The sequence below is a fragment of the Streptomyces sp. NPDC008137 genome (genome assembly GCF_042957035.1).
In the GTDB taxonomy this organism is placed as follows: domain Bacteria; phylum Actinomycetota; class Actinomycetes; order Streptomycetales; family Streptomycetaceae; genus Streptomyces.
In genome coordinates, this window is the sequence record NZ_JBIBHN010000002.1 from 364,084 (window position 1) to 381,999 (window position 17,916).

General features: G+C 72.1%; 16 protein-coding genes. 11 read left to right on the forward strand and 5 right to left on the reverse strand.

The features are described from left to right. Window positions 1–31: 31 nt before the first annotated feature. Window positions 32–1,810: a helix-turn-helix domain-containing protein gene (locus ACFZBT_RS05180; protein ID WP_391098479.1), complete on the reverse strand. Its 1,779-nt coding sequence runs from the start codon at window positions 1,808–1,810 to the stop codon at window positions 32–34. A gap of 117 nt (window positions 1,811–1,927) precedes the next feature. On the opposite strand from ACFZBT_RS05180, the gene ACFZBT_RS05185 reads away from it, so the two are divergent. From ACFZBT_RS05185 to fusA, 7 genes are all read left to right on the forward strand, one after another. Further along, a complete protein-coding gene (locus ACFZBT_RS05185) occupies window positions 1,928–3,718 on the forward strand; it encodes an FAD-dependent monooxygenase (protein ID WP_391098482.1) in 1,791 nt (596 codons plus the stop codon). An 83-nt stretch (window positions 3,719–3,801) separates the two neighbouring features. Beyond that, the gene (locus tag ACFZBT_RS05190; RefSeq protein ID WP_391098484.1) at window positions 3,802–4,671 is read left to right on the forward strand and encodes a dioxygenase; all 870 of its coding nucleotides are present in this window, start codon (window positions 3,802–3,804) and stop codon (window positions 4,669–4,671) included. Then, window positions 4,668–5,741, forward strand: coding sequence for an iron-containing alcohol dehydrogenase (locus tag ACFZBT_RS05195; RefSeq protein WP_391098486.1), 1,074 nt, complete (start codon window positions 4,668–4,670; stop codon window positions 5,739–5,741). Before ACFZBT_RS05190 ends, ACFZBT_RS05195 begins: the two co-directional genes overlap by 4 nt. Window positions 5,742–5,794: 53 nt before the next feature. Continuing rightward, entirely contained in the window at window positions 5,795–6,694 is a 900-nt protein-coding gene (locus ACFZBT_RS05200) for a GNAT family N-acetyltransferase (protein WP_391098488.1), read from the forward strand. A gap of 80 nt (window positions 6,695–6,774) precedes the next feature. Further along, entirely contained in the window at window positions 6,775–7,617 is an 843-nt protein-coding gene (locus ACFZBT_RS05205; protein ID WP_391098491.1) for an NAD(P)H-binding protein, read from the forward strand. 168 nt (window positions 7,618–7,785) lie between these two features. After that, entirely contained in the window at window positions 7,786–8,697 is a 912-nt protein-coding gene (locus ACFZBT_RS05210) for a YceI family protein (RefSeq protein ID WP_391098494.1), read from the forward strand. A gap of 344 nt (window positions 8,698–9,041) precedes the next feature. After that, window positions 9,042–11,081 carry an elongation factor G gene (gene fusA, locus ACFZBT_RS05215; RefSeq protein ID WP_391098497.1) on the forward strand — a complete coding sequence of 680 codons (2,040 nt, stop codon included), beginning with the start codon at window positions 9,042–9,044 and terminating at the stop codon, window positions 11,079–11,081. Between the two features lie 67 nt (window positions 11,082–11,148). On the opposite strand, the gene ACFZBT_RS05220 is transcribed toward fusA, so the two are convergent. Then, on the reverse strand, window positions 11,149–11,772 hold the full coding sequence (locus ACFZBT_RS05220; RefSeq protein ID WP_391098500.1) for an HD domain-containing protein: 624 nt from the start codon (window positions 11,770–11,772) through the stop codon (window positions 11,149–11,151). Between the two features lie 171 nt (window positions 11,773–11,943). Between ACFZBT_RS05220 and ACFZBT_RS05225 the strand changes: the two genes are divergently transcribed. Next, a complete protein-coding gene (locus ACFZBT_RS05225) occupies window positions 11,944–12,486 on the forward strand; it encodes a hypothetical protein (RefSeq protein ID WP_391098502.1) in 543 nt (180 codons plus the stop codon). 13 nt (window positions 12,487–12,499) lie between these two features. Here the strand turns inward: ACFZBT_RS05225 and ACFZBT_RS05230 are convergent, their stop codons facing one another. Next, entirely contained in the window at window positions 12,500–13,459 is a 960-nt protein-coding gene (locus ACFZBT_RS05230) for an ATP-binding protein (protein ID WP_391098504.1), read from the reverse strand. Between the two features lie 107 nt (window positions 13,460–13,566). On the opposite strand from ACFZBT_RS05230, the gene ACFZBT_RS05235 reads away from it, so the two are divergent. Beyond that, window positions 13,567–15,081, forward strand: coding sequence for an ABC transporter substrate-binding protein (locus tag ACFZBT_RS05235; RefSeq protein WP_391098506.1), 1,515 nt, complete (start codon window positions 13,567–13,569; stop codon window positions 15,079–15,081). Window positions 15,082–15,087: 6 nt separating this feature from the next. On the opposite strand, the gene ACFZBT_RS05240 is transcribed toward ACFZBT_RS05235, so the two are convergent. Further along, on the reverse strand, window positions 15,088–15,489 hold the full coding sequence (locus ACFZBT_RS05240) for a Rid family hydrolase (RefSeq protein ID WP_391098509.1): 402 nt from the start codon (window positions 15,487–15,489) through the stop codon (window positions 15,088–15,090). A 124-nt stretch (window positions 15,490–15,613) separates the two neighbouring features. On the opposite strand from ACFZBT_RS05240, the gene ACFZBT_RS05245 reads away from it, so the two are divergent. Beyond that, on the forward strand, window positions 15,614–15,997 hold the full coding sequence (locus ACFZBT_RS05245; RefSeq protein ID WP_391098512.1) for a winged helix-turn-helix transcriptional regulator: 384 nt from the start codon (window positions 15,614–15,616) through the stop codon (window positions 15,995–15,997). 24 nt (window positions 15,998–16,021) lie between these two features. Here ACFZBT_RS05245 and ACFZBT_RS05250 read toward each other — a convergent pair whose 3' ends face one another. After that, window positions 16,022–16,783 (reverse strand): CDP-alcohol phosphatidyltransferase family protein, encoded by a 762-nt coding sequence (locus ACFZBT_RS05250; RefSeq protein WP_391098515.1) that lies wholly within the window; start codon window positions 16,781–16,783, stop codon window positions 16,022–16,024. 108 nt (window positions 16,784–16,891) lie between these two features. Between ACFZBT_RS05250 and ACFZBT_RS05255 the strand changes: the two genes are divergently transcribed. Then, on the forward strand, window positions 16,892–17,872 hold the full coding sequence (locus ACFZBT_RS05255; RefSeq protein WP_391098517.1) for a zinc-binding alcohol dehydrogenase: 981 nt from the start codon (window positions 16,892–16,894) through the stop codon (window positions 17,870–17,872). Window positions 17,873–17,916: the final 44 nt, after the last annotated feature.

The following is a 17,916-nucleotide window of genomic DNA, read 5'->3' on the forward strand; positions in this document are numbered from 1 at the left end:
CGGCGCCGAAGCCTCGGAAGGGGGCGATCGCTCAGTCCCGATATCCCCGCAACTTGCGGTACAGCGTCGCCCGGCCGATCCCCAGCGCGGCCGCCGCCCGCGCCTTGTTGCCGCCGTGGCGGCGCAGTGCCTCCAGGATCGCGTCGCGCTCGGCGTGTTCCATCGGGCTGAGGGGCCGCGCGGCCGGTCCTTCGCGCACCGGGTCCGGGAGTTCGGCCCGGCGGACCGGCCCGGACATCCGCCGCTGCTCCGCCAGGGCGCGGACGACATGGGCCAGCTCGGTGACGTTGCCGGGCCAGGGATACAGCTCGAGTGCGCGCAAGGCGTCCAGGGTCCAGGTGAGCGGGGGCTGTCCGGGCACCGGCCGTGGCGCCAGGACCGACAGCAGCTCCCGGATGTCCTCGGGGCGTTCCCGCAGCGGTGGCAGGGTCACCGAGCGGGCGGACAGCTTGTCCAGGAGGCGCTGGAGGCAGGGGCCGGCCTGGGTGCCGGGTGTGTAGGTGACCAGTACGCGGGTGTCAGGGCGGGTGTCGAGCAAAGAGTTGAGCGCCGCCACGCCCGGCTGTGCGAGGCGCTCGGCGTGCCGCAGCAGGAGAGGGCGGTCGGCCGGCCACGTGGCCAGGGTCTCGTCGAGCCCGGTGTCCCGCGCCGCGTCGGCGACCCGGACGGCGCCTTCGCCGAGCAGGCCGGGCGGACCAAGCGGGCCGGGTGGGCCGGGCAGCCCCAGCAGTTCCCGGGCCAGCGCGGACTTGCCGGTTCCGCGCTCGCCGGTCAGCAGCAGCGGCTCCGGGGAACGCGCCAGTTCGACCGCACGCGCGACCGCGTGCCGCCAGGGGAGCGAGGAACCGGTGAGAGTGACGGGAGAGCGGGGCGAGGCCGACGTCGACGGCGGGGAATCGCCGAGCTGTTCCAGGGTGGCGACGATCCCTAGGACCGTACCGTCGTCGAGATGCACGGGCGTGACCCGGGCGGTGCATCCGGTGTCCTCGGTCACGGCCGCCGCGTCCACGGCGTCCCCACGCCGCGCGCTCACCGCCGTTCGCTCCAGTGCCGCGAGCGCCCCGGGTGTCAGCAGTCGCCGCGCGGCATCGGTGACCAGCCGGTTGCGGCCGTCCAGGGCGACCACGGCCGGGTCCGCCCCGCACGCCGTGCCGGCCGCTGCCCGCAGATACGCGTCCAGCAGCACCCGCTCGGCCCGGCCCGCCCGCGTGCGCAGTTCCGTCTCGACCGCGACCGCGGCGGCCTCGGCGAGTGCCGCCTGCGGATGGGGCGAGCGGGTCGGGGACAGTCGTGCCGCCACGGTCACCGTGCCGAGTACCTGGGCACCTTCCGGGTCGAGCACCGGGACGGACACCGCGGACACGTCCTGCCACCGGTCGAGGAAGTGCTCCGGCCCGTGCATCTCGGCCCGGCGCCGGGTGCGCAGCGCGAGAGCCGCGCTGTTGTCGCCGACTTCCGGCTCCGACAGCACGGGGCAGGTGTCGAGCCCCGGCAGGTTCCCCGCCGTCCACAGCACACGCAGCCGCTCGTCGGTCAGCACGAGGAGGGACCGGCCGGCGCCGAGGGCCGGGACGATGCGGTCGAGCACCGGTCGGGCCGCCCCGAGCAGCGCCGACTCCACCGGCCGCGGCGGACGGACCGCCGGTTCCTCCAAATCGTGCGGCACCCCGAAGAACCGCGCCCGACGCCACGCCGCCGCGACCTCCTCCGGCACCCCGTCGGGCAACGGGCGCCCCGTCAGAAAGCGTTCACGGGCGACGTACAGCGAGGGGAGGGCGGTGGCGGCGGAGGTGTGCTCTGTGGTGGTCACGACATGTCCACCGTATCGGGTTCCGTTGAACGGACAACAACTGCCGTGTCCGGAACGTCCGGCCCACACGATGTCTCGTAATGAGACACCCGCCTCCCGCCGATCCCCTCCATGATCATGAATGGCCGAAGTCCGATTCCCCCCCCGCAGGAGCGCCCCGTGTCCACCGTCGTCGAGACCGACGTCCTGATCGTGGGCAGCGGCCCGGCCGGTGCCTCGGCCGCGCTCGCCCTGAGCACCTACGGCGTGCCCAACCTCGTGGTGACCCGCTACGCGAGCCTCGCCGACACACCCCGCGCGCACATCACCAACCAGCGCACCATGGAGGTGCTGCGCGACCTCGGCGTGGAGCAGGAGGTCGTCGCGCGGGCGACCCCTCAGCACCTGATGGGGAACACGACCTTCTGCACCAGCCTGGCGGGCGAGGAACTGGGCCGGGTGCGCTCCTGGGGCAACGACCCGCTCGTCCAGGCGGAACACGAACTCGCCGGCCCCACCCGCATGTGCGACATGCCGCAGCACCTCATGGAGCCGGTGCTCGTGGACGCGGCCGTCGCCCGTGGTACCCGGCTGCGTTTCGAGACCGAGTACCTGTCCCACACCCAGGACGCGGACGGCGTCACGGCCACCGTCCGCGACCGGCTGCGCGGGGACACGTACGAGATCCGCGCCAAGTACCTGATCGGAGCCGACGGTGGCCGGTCGAAGGTCGCCGCGGACGCCGGGCTGCCGATGGGCGGCCAGATGGGCGTGGCCGGCAGCGTCAACATCGTCTTCGAGGCGGACCTGACGAAGTACACCGCCCACCGTCCTTCCACTCTGTACTGGGTCCTCGCCCCCGGCGCGACGGTCGGCGGTATCGGAGCCGGTCTGGTGCGCTGCGTCCGGCCCTGGAACGAGTGGCTGATCGTGTGGGGGTACGACGTCAGCGCGGGCGCCCCCGATCTGACCACCGCGTACGCGGAATCCGTCGTCCGAAAGCTCCTCGGCGACGACGACATCCCCGTGACCATCAAGTCGTCCTCCGCCTGGACCGTCAACGAGATGTACGCGGAGAGGTACGCGAGCGGCCGTGTCTTCTGTGCCGGAGACGCCGTGCACCGCCACCCGCCGTCCAACGGCCTCGGCTCCAACACCTCCATCCAGGATGCCTACAACCTGGCCTGGAAGCTCAAGCTCGTCCTCGACGGCACCGCCGCACCGGCCCTGCTGGACTCCTACACCGCCGAGCGCGCCCCGGTCGGGCGGCAGATCGTCACCCGCGCCAACCAGTCCATCCGCGAGACCGCCCCGGTCTTCGAGGCCCTCGACGGGCTCTCCCCACAGACCCCCGAACAGCTGTGGGCCAACATCGCCGCCCGCAAGGACGCGACCGAGGCGGCGGAGAAGCAGCGTGCCGCGCTGCGCGAGGCGATCGCCTTCAAGGTGTACGAGTTCAACGCGCACGGCGTCGACCTCAACCAGCGCTATCCCGCCGAGGACTCCTGCGCGATCGTCCCGGACGGCACGCCCGACCCCGGCTTCGCCCGCGACCCCGAGCTGCACCACCAGCCGTCCTCCCGCCCCGGCGCCCGGATCCCGCACGCCTGGATCACCTCCGGCACCCGCACGCTGTCCACCCTCGACACGGTCGGCCGGGGCCGCTTCACGCTGCTGACCGGCATCGGGGGAGAGGACTGGGTGCGCGCGGCCGAGGCCCAGGACATCGAGATCGCCACCGTGGTGATCGGCCCCGGGCAGCAGTACGAGGACCCGTACGGCGACTGGGCGCGGCTGCGTGAGATCACGGACACCGGCGCCCTCCTCGTACGCCCGGACGGCTTTGTCGCCTTCCGGCACGCGTCCGCCGCTCCGGACGCCGGAGAGCTGCTCGCGGACGCGCTGCGGCGGATCCTCGGTCACGCCTGAACGCGCAATCATGGAGGAAGCGGACACCTCATGGGGTAGCGGATGCCTCATGAGGAAGCGGACGTCGACGAAGAGGAGCCGACATGACCACCGACGCGACGGGGACCGGCGTCACCGAGCAGGCCCTCTCCAGTCTCCGCGCGACCGCCGACCCGCGGCTGCGCGAGCTGCTCACCGGACTCGTCCGCCATCTGCACGACTTCGCGCGGGAGACCCGGCTCACGCAGGAGGAGTGGGAGCGGGCGATCTCCTTTCTGACCGCGACCGGGCAGGCCTGCACCGACACCCGGCAGGAGTTCATCCTGCTGTCGGACGTGCTCGGCCTGTCCATGCTCGTGGAGACGGTCAACGCCGACCGTGCGCCCGGCGCCACCGAGTCGACCGTGCTGGGTCCCTTCCATATGACCGAGTCGCCGGTCCGTGAACTCGGCGCCGACATCGACCTGGTGGGCGGCGGCGAGACATGCGTGGTCAGCGGCCGGGTGCTGGCGCGGGACGGCACGCCGCTGCCCGGCGCCGTCGTCGACGTCTGGCAGGCCGACGACAAGGGCTACTACGACGTCCAGCAGCCCGGCGTCCAGCCCGCGGGCAACGGGCGCGGGCTGTTCACCGCCGACGCCGAGGGCCGCTTCTGGTTCCGCACCTGTGTTCCCGCCGCGTACCCCATCCCCACCGACGGTCCGGTCGGCGGTCTGCTGCACGCGACCGGTCGGCACCCCTACCGTCCCGCGCACATCCACTTCATCGCCACGGCCGAGGGACACACGCCCGTCACCACTCACATCTTCGTGGCGGGCGGGGAGTACCTGGACACCGACGCGGTGTTCGCCGTGAAGCGGAGCCTGGTCAAGGACTTCGCGGAGACCGACGACCCCTCCCTGGCCGCGGAGTTCGGCGTGGCGAACCCGTTCCGGCTCGCCCGCTTCGATCTCGTCCTGGAGCCCGCCGTATGACGTTCCAGAGCGAGTTCTCGTACGAGACGCGACCCGTGCGGGTCGTCTTCCGGCCCGGCGCTGCCGTCACCGCGACCCCGGACGAGGCCGCGCGCCTGGGCCTGCGGCGCCTGCTCGTGGTGTGCGGCAGCAGGGGCGAGCCGGTCGCCCGGGCGGTGGCGGACGCGCTCGGCGACACCTGCGCGGGAGTGCACGCCGAGGCCCGGATGCACGTACCCGCCGAGGACGCCGATCGGGCCGTCGCGGTGGCGCGAGCGGCGGGGGCGGACGGGTGCGTCGCGGTCGGCGGAGGCTCCGCGATCGGGCTCGGCAAGGCCATCGCCCTGCGCACCGGGCTGCCGTTGATCGCCGTACCGTCGACCTATTCGGGCTCCGAGATGACGCCGGTCTGGGGCCTGACCGAGCAGGGCGCCAAACGCACCGGCCGCGACCCGGTCGTCCAGCCCCGCAGCGTCGTCTACGACCCCCGCCTCACCCTCTCCCTCCCCGTGCCGCTGACCGTGACCAGCGGCGTCAACGCGCTCGCCCACGCAGTCGAGGCGCTGTACGCCCCGGACGCCTCGCCGTTGGTCTCGGTCATGGCCGAGGAGGGCGTACGGGCGATGGCCGGGGCACTGCCGCACCTGGCCGCCGACCCGCGGGACCTGGACGCACGCAGCCGGGCGCTCTACGCGGCGTGGCTGTGCGGCGCGTGCCTCGGCGCGACGACGATGGGGCTGCACCACAAGATGTGCCATGTGCTGGGCGGCTCCTTCGGGCTGCCGCACGCCGAGACGCACACCGTGGTGCTGCCGTACGCCCTGGCCCACAACGCCCCCGCCGCCCCGCAGGCGTTGACGGTCCTGGAGCGGGCCCTGGGCACCGACGACGTTCCGCGCGCCCTGTGGGAGCTGGCCGGACGCCTCGGCGCGCCCCGCTCCCTCGCCGAACTCGGCCTCACGGAAGCCGACCTGGCACCGGCGGCGGCCCGGGTCGCGGGCGAGCCGTACGCCAACCCGCGCCCGGTGACTGGGGACGGGGCCCTGGCCGTGCTGCGGGCGGCGTACGGGGGAGGACCGCCGACCGCCTAGAGCCGGTGGGAAACCGGGTGCGGGCTGTCGGTCCCGTGGTGTGTGATCGGGACATGGCGATTGTCTTGGGCGAGCCGGGAGTCGGCGGGCTGAGCGAGGCCGTTTGCGTGCTGCGGGACTGGCAGTACGAGGGGGCGCCGGCGCAGCTGCATCCGGGCGACCTGGGCTGGTTCTGGCGGTCGGGTGCGCAAGCGACCGCCGCGGCGGTCAGGACGTGGAGTCGTGACGGACGGATTCTCGCCGTCGGTCTGTTGGACGGCCCCGGGCTGCTGAGGCTGACGATCGAGCCCGCCGCCCATCGGGACGAGGAACTGGCACGGCAGCTGGTCGCGGATGTGACCGATCCGGAACGCGGTGTACTGTCCGCTGGGAAGGTGAACGTCGAGGCCCCGATGGGCGCACTGGTCCAGGACCTGTTGTCCGAGCACAGCTGGAACACCGACGAGCCGTGGACCCCGCTGCGCCGCGACCTCACGGAGCCGGTGAAGGACCCGGGCGTACGGATCGAGGTGGCCGGGCCGGAGCGAGCACATGTCCGGGCGGCCGTGCAGCGGGCGTCGTTCGACGGGTCGAGGTTCACGCACGGGCACTGGCACGCGATGGCGGCCGGACTGCCGTACGCCGATGCCCGGTGTCTCGTCGCCCACGACGACCGGGGCGACGCGGTGGCGGCGGTCACGGTGTGGTCCGCCGGCCCGGGGAGGCCGGGGCTGGTCGAACCGATGGGCGTGCACAAGGAACATCGCGGTCAGGGCTATGGCAAGGCGATCACCGTCGCCGCTGCGGCCGCCCTCCAGGAACTGGGCTCTTCGAGCGCGCTCGTCTGCACCCCGAGTTCCAACGTCGGCGCCGTCGCCACGTACAAGGCAGCCGGCTTCCGTCAACGCCCCGAGGTCCGGGACCTGTACCGTCCCGCCCAGGCCCTGGCCGGAAGTGACCGGGAGCCGCCATGACGGCCGACTGAGGCCAAGTCCGCCCCCGCAGCCGGACTTCGCGGACAGAAGGTGACCGCAAGGGTTCCTACGGTCGGGGCATGACGCAGACGCAGAAGATCCTTGTCACCGGTGCCACCGGAACCGTCGGCCGCCAGGTGGTCGCCGAACTGCTCGCCCGCGGCCACGCGGTCCGTGCTCTCACGCGGGACGCCGCGAAGGCCGTCTTCCCGGACGGCGTCGAGGTCGTCGAGGGCGACCTGACGGACCCGGGCAGCCTGGTACCCGCCCTGGAGGGGATCACCGGACTCCACCTGATCACCTTCGGCGGAGCCGCCTTCACCCCGTTGGAGACCGGCCCCAGCATCCTGGAACTGGCCCGCTCGGCCGGTGTCCGCCGGATCACCGTGCTGCACGGCGGCGGTCCCACCCCGCTGGAGGACGCCGTGCGCGGCGACGACGGAGTGAGCTGGACCGTCCTCATGCCCGTCGAGTTCATGGCCAACGCCCTGGAGTGGGCGGACGGCATCCAGTCGGCGGGCGAGGTACGGGAGCCGTTCGTCGCACGGCTGAGTGCCATGGTCCACGAGGGCGACATCGGCGCCGTTGCCGCGGTCGCGCTCACGGAGGAGGGCCACGCGGGCCAGGAGTACGTGATCACCGGCCCCGAAGTGCTCACCGTCGGCGACAAGGTGAAGGCCGTCGCCGCCGCGGCCGGCCGGGAGATCGCCCTGGTCGAGCTGACCGAGGAGCAGGCCGTCGCCCAGTGGCGGGCGGCGTACCTCCCCGAGGACGTGATCGGCTTCCTTCTCGAGGCGTACGGGAACACCCCGGAGGTGGGCCGTACGGTGTCCGGCACCGTCGAGAAGGTCACCGGCCGCCCGGCCCGCACCTTCGCCCAGTGGGCCGGTGAACACGCCGACGCCTTCCGGAAACGGGACTGACTGTCTCGTCGTGACTGTCTCGTCCCGACTGTCTCGTATTGAGACACCCGTCCCAGAGCTCGCTGCGGCACGATCGAAAAGGGGGGTGTGACCGCAACAGGGTGCGGCCGTCGGCGTGCGCTGAACCGCCGTGCGTACGGCCGTGCCACCTGATGAAAGGTGAACATCATGGCCCTCGCACTGCTCCGGCGCCGGCGGCTCAAGGGCGCCTCCGCCGCGGCGGCGGGCCTCGCGCTCCCCCTTCCGTCCGGCGCGGGTGCCGTGGCCCGTGAGGTCGTGGACCCGATGGGCTCGCCCCTGGCGGCGGCGGACGTCACCGTCACCGCCCTGGACACCCACCGGGTGGCCGCCCGCGGGACGACCGACCCGTACGGCTACTTCCTCGCCGCGCTGCCGCCCGGCCGGTACAGCCTGATGGTCGCGGCGGAGGGCCTGCGGCCGCACCGCGAGACGATCGAGGTCGGCACGGGCACGACGCCCACCGAGCGCGTCTGGCTGCAGCCGGCGGAGGCGCTCCAGCTGCCGTCGCCCGGAACGTGGCTCTTCGACCCGCCGCACACGGCGATCCGGTTCATCGCCAAGCACGTCGGCATGGCGAATGTCCACGGCCGATTCGAACGCTTCGACGGCGGTATCCAGATCTCCCAGGACATGACCGACTCCCGGGTGTCCGTCCGTATCGACGCCTCCAGCATCACCACCGGCAACACCACCCGCGACAACCATCTGCGGTCCGCCGACTTCCTCGACGTCGAACGCTTCCCGTACATCGACTTCAACAGCACCCGCTTCGCCTATCGCGGCGGCAGCAAGTGGTCACTGCTCGGCTCCCTCACGATGCATGGCGTGAGCCGCTCCGTCTCGCTCGACACGACGTATCTCGGCACGGTGAACGGCGGCTACGGGCAGGAGCTGCGGTGCGCGGCCCTGGCGACGGCGGAACTGCACCGCGAGGACTACACCCTGAACTGGCGCACGATGCTGGCCCGGGGCATCGCGGTGGTCGGGCCGACGGTCCAACTGGAGCTGGACGTACAGGCGATGTACCGGACCCACGACACCCCGACCCCGCCGGAATAATCCCTGGCCCGATTCCACCCGCCCTCCCTACACTCACGGAGTACCCGGCGCCGCCCACGACGTGAGCGGCGTGCGCCGTCGTGACGAAACGAAGGGAGACCGCCATGCGTGACCACACCGCTGTCGCCGTCTCCCTGCCGCGCTACGAGGTGATCCTCGTGTCCTCGTCGCTCCGGTGCCCGCTGCGCGGCCGGCGCCGGATGACCGGGACGAACGCCTGAGAAGCGCTTCCCTCGGCCTGCTGACTCAGCGTCAGCAGGCCGGGACAAGCGTGTGTCACCACACCTGCCTTCGCCCGGAGATCGCGCTGCCCCCTTCCTGATCGCCTCGAAAGGCCATGGGCCGTGCGCACCCACCACAACCCGCTCGCCGTCGTCCGCAACCTCGGCATCCTCGCCCACGTCGACGCCGGCAAGACCACCGTCACCGAACGGATCCTGTTCGCCACCGGAACCACGCACAAGCGCGGCGAGGTCCACGACGGCACGACCGTCACGGACTTCGACCCGCAGGAGCGCGACCGGGGCATCACCATCTTCGCCGCGGCGGTGAGCTGCGCCTGGGACGGTCACCGGATCAACCTGATCGACACCCCGGGGCACGTCGACTTCGCCGACGAGGTGGAGCGCGCGCTGCGGGTGCTCGACGGTGCGGTGGCCGTGTTCGACGCGGTGGCCGGGGTGGAGCCGCAGAGCGAGTCGGTGTGGCGGCAGGCAGACCGGCACGGCGTACCGAGGATCGCGTTCGTCAACAAGATGGACCGTGCCGGAGCCGACCTCGACGCGGCCGTGGCATCGATCCGGGAGCGGCTGCACCCGGCGCCGCTGGTCGTGCAGCTGCCGGTCGGCGCGGAGGACGCCTTCACCGGCGTCGTCGACCTCGTACGCCTGCGCGCGCTGCTGTGGACCGACGGTGACGCCTGTGAGGAGGTGCCGGTCCCGGACGACCTCCGGGACGAAGCCCTGGCACGTCGCCGGGCGTTGGAGGAAGCCGTGGCGGAGCTCCATCCGGGCGCTCTGGAGGAGTTCTGCGACACGGGCACGCTCGGCGAGCGGACCCTCTCCTCGGCGCTGCGTGACCTGACGCGGGACGGCGACGGCGTGGTCGTGCTGTGCGGCTCCGCCTACCGCGACCGCGGTGTCGAGCCGCTGCTGGACGCGGTCGTGGCGTATCTGCCGTCGCCGCTGGACGTGCCGCCGATCCGGGGCACACACGGCGATGAACAGCGGGAACGGCCCGCCGACCCCGCGGCACCGCCGGCGGCCCTCGCCTTCAAGGTGCACGCCACCCCGACAGGCCGGCTGACCTACCTGCGGATCTACTCGGGAACGATCGAGAAGGGAGACACCCTGTGGGACGCGAGCGCGCGGCGCACCGAGCGGATCGGCCGGATCCTGCGCGTCCAGGCCGACCGGCACGCACCGCTGGACCGGGCGGTCGCGGGCGACATCGTCGCCGTCGTCGGGCTGAGGTCCGCCCGCGCCGGCTCGACCCTGTGCGCGCCGGACGCCCCGATCGTCCTGGAGCCTCCGGGCGTGCCCGAGCCGGTGGTCTCGGTCGCGGTGGAGTCCCGCCGTGCCGGTGAGACCGACCGGCTGGCGTCGGGGCTCGCACGGCTGACCGAGGAGGATCCCTCGCTGGTCGTGCGGACCGACCCGGAGACGGGGCAGACGGTGCTGTCAGGCATGGGTGAACTGCACCTGGAGGTGGCGGTGGAGAAGCTCCGGCGTGAGCTGGGGCTGGACGTCAACATCGGCCGCCCCCGGGTCAGTTACCGTGAGACGGTCGCCCGGGGCGTGTCCGGACTGGTGTTCCGGCACGTCAAGCAGGACGGCGGAGCGGGACAGTTCGCCCATGTCGTCCTCGACGTGGAGCCGTGCGACGACGGCTTCGCCTTCCGCTCGGCCGTCGTCGGCGGGCGCGTGCCGCAGGAGTACGTCCGGGCGGTCGAGGCCGGCTGCCGCGACGCCCTCACCGAAGGACCGCTCGGCGGTCACCCGGTGACCGGGCTGCGCGTCACGCTCACCGACGGGGCGACCCATGTGAAGGACTCCTCGGACACGGCGTTCCGCACGGCCGGCCGACTCGGCCTCCGCGAGGCCCTGCGCGCCTGCGCGATGGTCCTGCTGGAGCCGGTCGTCGAGGTCACGGTCACCGTGCCCGAGGACGCGGTCGGCGGCGTCCTCGGCGACCTCGCCGCCCGGCGCGGCCGGGTGAGCGGCTCGGTCACCCGGGCGAGCGCGGCGGTCGTCACCGCCACGGTGCCGCTGGCCGAACTGTTCGGCTACGCGACCCGGTTGCGCAGCCGCACCCAGGGGCGTGGCACGTTCACGGCCCGGCCGACCGGTTATGCGCCGGCGCCGGTCGCGACCCCGGTGCGGTGACGCCCGGTCAGGCCCGTCCTCTTCCTGCGCCGGAAGGGGACGGACCGATTCGGCGCGGGGTCCGCCCCTACGCCTGAACGGCGGCCGTCGCGGCGCTTCCCCCCGCTCCGGCGCCCGGTACCGGTCCGGTGAGGTCCGGGTCGCCGAACTCCGCGCGCAGTGCCTGGAAAGCGGTCACCTTGTCCTCACCGAAGCGGCGGACGTGGGCGCCGTATTCGTCGGGGGAGAGGAACACCGACGGCCTGGACTTGGTGTGGAACTTGTCCGCGTACATCACCAGCCTCTCCTCCTCCGTCACCGCCAGGTAGTCGGCGGGAGGGAGGGGCAGGCCCTGGCTCTCGATGTCGTGCCGCGTGAGTCCCACTCCGGTGTGGTGGGAGCAGAAGCGGCGGAGGGTCTCGGGGAAGCCCTCCGCTTCGAGGATCTCGTGGCCGAGCAGGCCGTGCCGGATGTAGTTCTCGTGGTCCAGGCGACCGTCGTTCCCGTAGAGGCGGTAGACGCCGATGTCATGGAGGAGGCAGCCGGCGCGGACCAGTTCGGCGTCGAGGTGGGCGAGGTGGGGCGCGGAGAGCAGCTGCTCGGCGATTCCCCAGACGATCTCGCAGTGCGTGTGGACGAGCGTGAACGCCTCGGCGGTGGGCGCGTGCTTCTCGTGCAGCGCTCGGATCTCTGCGGGGCCCGGGATGCTCACCGGAGGAGCGTAACAACCGCCGATCCCGCCCGGTCGGCCAGTTCCCGATCCCGCGTGTTTCACGTGATCGGGTGATGCCGCGGAGCAGCGGGCACGGGCCGGCCGTGCGGACCGTTCGAGCTGGTGACGGGGACCTCTCGTCCATCGACACCACGGCAGCTGGAGCACATCATGGGACTGCACTTCCACCGCAACCCCGACGGCACGACGACCGGACGCAACGAGGCGAACGGCTTCACCGTGACGCATGCCGAAGAGGAAGAGGTCAAACGGCAGTTGTACGAGGACGCCGGGTGGGAGTACACGCCTCCACCCCCTCCGGTTCCGCCCGGGTTCCATCGGTTCTCCTTGGTGCACGACGAGTTCCGGGCCACCGGGTTCGGGGACGAGCGGTACGCGGGGCTGAGGGCGCGTCCGCCGGAGGGGTGTGTCCCGGTCGACTGGGGGTGCTTCGCCCTGGAGTGCGAGCGGCCGGGAAAGACGCTCATGGACGCGGTAGCCGCTACCGTCACGGAGGTTCGCCGGGAGCATGGGCTGGTGATGAACAGCCTGGGTGTGGAGAAGCCCCAGGAATGGTTCGACGCGGACAACAAGAACGGATACGCGGCGACGATCGTCGCGCACTTGGTGCTGATGGCCGCCGACCGCGCCCGACTGCTCGGGTACGGGCGAAAGGACGTGGTCCGGCTACTCGATGCCACGGGGATCGAGTAGCCGGTGGGATGGGTCAGCGCAGTGCGGCCGGCCCGGGTACGAAGTCCGGATCCACCTGCGCCGCCAGGTCCTCTCCCGTGCGCGCGTCCGCCCACGTCCGGACGTTGCGCAGGTGGAACTCCACGGCGTGCCGGTACAGCCGGTTCCAGTCGCGCGGGTGGGAGTCGACTGCCTCACGGAGGAGGGAGAGGGCGTGGATGTTGTGCGGCTCCAGCGATGCCAGGGGGTCCGGGCCCGACTCCGCGCGGCCCTGTTCCGCCGCGCGGACCCACGGTGAGTGCACCAGGTGCGTCAGGAGGTTGTCCCCTACCTCCTCCTTCAGGAAGAGAAGGTCCTCCTCGCAGGTCACCTTGTTGCCGACGACCGCTACGCGGATGCCGAACTCGCGGGCGTGGTCGCGGTACTGGCGGTAGACCGAGACACCTTTGCGGGTGGGCTCCGCCACCAGGAAGGTGAGGTCGAAGCGGGCGAACAGGCCGGAGGCGAAGGCGTCCGCGCCCGCCGTCATGTCGACCACGACGTATTCGCCGGGGCCGTCGAGCAGGTGGCCGAGGTACAGCTCGACCGCGCCGAGCTTGGAGTGGTAGCAGGCCACGCCCAGGTCGGACTCGTCGAACTCGCCCGTGACCATCAGAGGCACGCCGCCCGCGCGGCCGACGTGCCGGGTGTGCAGTTCGTCGTCGCCGAGCGGGCGGAGGAGGCGGGAGCCGCGTCCGGGCGGGGTCGTCTTGATCATCGCCTCGGCGGAGGTGATGCGGGGGTTCGTACCGCGCAGGCAGTCCTTGATCGAGGGCAGGTGGCCGCCCAGGGGAGGGGCGGACTTCTCCAGCCCGCCGAGTGCCTCGGCCAAGTGCTGGTTGATGTCGCCGTCGATGGCGAGGACCGGGGCGCCGGAGCGCGCGAGGTGGCGGGAGAAGAGTGCCGACAGCGTGGTCTTGCCGCTGCCGCCCTTGCCGACGAAGGCGATCCTCACGGCCGCTCCACCTTGTTGAAAATGGATGTCATGTGGCTAGGTTTAGGGAGTGATCGTCACCGCTGTCAAATCCCTTGGGCCGTTCGGGATCGCGTGATGCATATGCTGTGCAAGTGCGTGTTCAGAGCATCAAGAGTCCCCGCCGGTTCCTCACCGCCCTCGCCCTCGTCCCCTGCCTGGCCGGTTGCTTCGCCTCCCCGGGAGGCGAGTCCTCGTCGAACGGCGGGCAGTCGGGCTCCCGGCTGCGAGTCGCCCTCGCCTTCCCGCCCGCCGAGAACTTCTCGCCGTACGGAGCCGACGCCACGCTCCTCAGCCGCCTAGGCGTCACCGAGGGCCTGACCGCCCTTGACGCCAACGGCGCCGCGGCCCCCGCGCTCGCCGAGTCCTGGCGCCGCGAGAACGACCGCACCTGGCGGTTCACCCTGCGCGAGGCCACCTTCCAGGACGGCGCGGACGTCACCCCGTCCGCCGTGGCCGCGGCACTCACCCGCGCCACGAAGGCGAAGCCCGCGCCCGCCGCCCTCGCCGGCGTCTCACTCGACGCCAAGGCCGACGGCGACCGCGGCCTGCGTGTCACCACGGCCGCCGCCGACCCCGTCCTGCCCATGCGGCTGTCCAGCCCGAGCCTCGCGATCCTCTCCCCGAAGGCGTACGGCGAGAAGGCCAACCCCGACCCGGTCGGAACCGCCACCGGGCCCTTCGAGATCACCAAGGTCAACGGCGGCGGCTCCGCCACCCTCGACCGGTTCGACGACTACTGGGGCGGCCGCGCCCAGGCCTCCGGCATCGACGCCCGCTTCGTCAAGGACGGCACCGCACGCGCCAACGCGGTCCGCACCGGCGACGTCGACGTCGCCGAGGCGATACCCGTCGCCCAGGCCGCCACGCTCGACAAGGCGACCCTGAGGGAAGCCGGCACCACCCGCACCACCAGCCTGCAGCTCAACACCAGGACCGGCCCCTTCAAGGACCCGAAGCTGCGCGCCGCCGCGCGCGAGGCGGTCGACTCCTCCACCATCGTCAAGGGCGTCTTCGAGGGGTACGCCGACCCGGGCGCGGGCATCTACGGGCCCGCCGTCACCTGGGCCGAGAGCAAGCGGGTGAAGCCGGCCGGGCGCGCGGAGGCCACCGAGCCCGACGGCCGGCAGATCACCCTCGCCACCTACGACAACCGGCCCGAACTGCCCGAGACCGCCCAGGTGGTGCAACAGCAGCTGGAGAAGGCCGGCTTCAAGGTGAAGCTGGAGGTGCGCGAGTACTCACGGCTGGAGAGCGACGCCCTCGCCGGGAGGTTCGACGCCTTCATCGGCGCCCGCAACAGCCTCCTCGACACCGGCGACCCCGTCGGCGTCCTCGGCAGCGACTACACCTGCGACGGCAGTTACAACCTGGCCCTGCTCTGCGACAAGAACGTCGACCGGGCCGTCACCCGGGCCGACGGGACCGACGGCACCAGCGAGCGACAGGACGCCGCCATGGCCGCCGAGGCCGCGATCCTCGGTACGGACGCCGTCGTGCCGCTGGCCCACCAGCAGATCATCGCCGGCGTGTCCACCAAGGTCCAGGGCGTCGTCCTCGACCCGTACGAGCGGACCCTGGTGGGTGTGGGAACGCGTCGCTGAGCTCTCTCACGCGGGCAGCTTCACGTCGACCACACAGCTGATCTCGACCAACTGCCCGGGAAAGGTCAGCTCGGTGACGCCGAGGGCCGTGGCGACCGGGCGGTGGGTGCCGAAGTACGCCCGGTTGGCCTTCGCCACCACGTCGGCGTGGCGCACCAGGTCCACCGCGTACAGCGTCTGGGAGACGACCTGGTTGCGCGTGGCGCCGTAGTGGGCCAGGACTTTGTCGATGTTGACGTGGGTCAGCCGGAGCTGGGTGGCCACGTCGTCCTCGGGGCGGAAGCCGCCCGCCTCGTCGAACGCGAGCTGCCCGGAGACGTGGATCAGGTCGCCGGACCTGATGGCCTGCGCATAGCCGAAGTGGGTCTCGGCCGGGATGGCGTGGTCGTAGACATCGGGAGTCGTCACAGTTGCTGTCCTTCCGTTCCTTCCGCCGAGCACGCGCTCTCGTGCTCTCTTGCGGTTACTCGGGAACTGTAGGAGAGTGACCGCCGACCTGGAAGAACGCACTTTTCGGTGACTGGGGAACCAGATGGTGACCAAGCAGGAGTTGAGCGGTCTGCCCGCGGACGCGGATCTGCGGCGGGCGGACTCGCTGGCGCGCGAGATCTTCTCGGACGTCGCCAACAAGTGGGCGCTGCTGATCATCGAAGCTCTCGGTGAACGCACCCTGCGCTTCAGCGAGTTGCGCGACGAGGTCGAGGGCGTCAGCCACAAGATGCTCACCCAGAACCTGCGGATGCTGGAGCGCAACGGCCTGGTCGACCGGAAGGTGCACCCCACCGTGCCGCCGAAGGTCGAGTACACGCTCACCGAGCCGGGCCGGGCCCTGCGCGCCACCGTCGACCTTCTCTGCGGCTGGACCCACCGGTACCTCGGTCACATCGAGACGGCGCGGGGGCGGTTCGACGCCTGACCGGCCCGAGGCCGGCCCGGGGCGTCAGCTCGCGACCAGTTCCCGCACCTGCCGCCGCGCCGCGGTCTCCGCGACCCGCGAGGTCCGGTACAGCCACAGCACATCACGCCCGAACGACCACACCAGCAGGCCCAGGGCCAGGGCGGCGACCCCGAAGTTGCCCGCGTACGGCAGCAGATCGGCGCCCGCCACGAGCAGCAGCACGCCCTGGAGCGCGGCCACCGTCTTGCGGGCGGTGCTCGGCGGGAGGGCGGCGGTCAGCCAGGGCCAGACCCGCGCGGCGGCGACGAAGACGTAGCGCATACCGCCGATGAGCAGCACCCACGGGCCCAGCTCCATCGACACGTACACGCTCAGCACCAGGATCAGGAACGCGTCGACCTCCATGTCGAAGCGCGCGCCCAGCGCCGTCGAGGTACCGGTACGGCGGGCCACCTTGCCGTCGACGCCGTCCAGGATCAGGGCGATGGCCGTCAGACCGACGAACAGCGACACGGGCGGCGAGCTCTGGAAGGAGTCCGCGACCAGGGCGGTGACCCCGCCGACGAGGGTGGCACGGCCGAGGGTGACCCGGTTGGCCGCGCCGAAGGAGCGCAGCCGGGAGCGGTGCAGGGCCCGGGAGAGCACCGCCCAGGTGGCGAGGGCGAACGCGAGGCCGGTCAGCCAGCCCGCCGGGCCCATCCCGATCGCCGTACCGATCAGGGCGAGCAGAAGGACCTGCACTCCCGCCCCCAGGGCGGTCTCCTGCTGTACGAGCCTCGCGTCGTAAGTGTTGTTCAGGGCCACCGAACACCCTCCGGCCGTGTGACAGAGTCGATCAACGCCGCTACCTTGTGCGCGGCCTGTGCACCCCTCGGTACGCAAGCAGCTTCCCGATCGTTCAGGAGGACTTCGATGAAGCACACCGCACGGGCGTTCTGGATCGACTCGCCTGGGCGAGGCGAGATCCGGGACGTCACCCTGCCGGAGCCCGGCGCGGACGAGGTGCTGGTCCGCGCGCTGTACTCCGGAGTGAGCCGCGGCACGGAGACGCTCGTCTTCCGCGGCGGCGTGCCGGTCAGTCAGCACACGGCCATGCGGGCACCGTTCCAGGACGGCGACTTCCCGGGCCCCGTGAAGTACGGCTACCTCAGCGTCGGGGTGGTGGAGGAAGGGCCCGAGGACCTCGCCGGCCGTACGGTGTTCTGTCTCTATCCCCACCAGAGCCGCTACGTGGTCCCGGCCCATGCCGTCACGCCCGTACCGGACACCGTGCCGGCCGGACGGGCCGTGCTCGCCGGGACCGTGGAGACCGCCGTCAACGCCCTGTGGGACGCCGCGCCCCTGGTCGGCGACCGGATCGCCGTGGTCGGCGGCGGCATGGTCGGCTGCTCGGTGGCAGCCCTGCTCGCCCGCTTCCCCGGCGTCCGCGTCCAGCTGGTCGACGCGGACCCGTCCCGTGCCGCCATCGCCAAGGCGCTGGGCGTCGGCTTCGCCGCCCCCGCGGACGCCCTGGGCGAGTGCGACCTGGTCGTCCACGCCAGCGCCACCGAGCAGGGACTCGCCAGGTCCCTGGAACTCCTCACCGCCGAGGGGACCGTGCTCGAACTGAGCTGGTACGGCGACCGGCGGATCAGCCTGCCGCTCGGCGAGGCCTTCCACTCCCGGCGGCTCGTCATCCGCTCGAGCCAGGTGGGCACCGTCTCCCCGGCCCGCCCGAACCGCAGCTACGCCGACCGGCTCGCGGTCGCCCTCGACCTGCTCGCCGACCCGGCGCTCGACGCCCTCGTCACCGGAGAATCCGACTTCGAGGAGCTGCCGGACGTGCTGCCGAGGCTCGCCTCGGGCGAGATTCCCGCGCTGTGCCACCGCGTCCGCTACGACCGAGGCGAGTGACCCGTACGACGAGAGCGATAGGCGCATCGGCTGACGATTCGTTC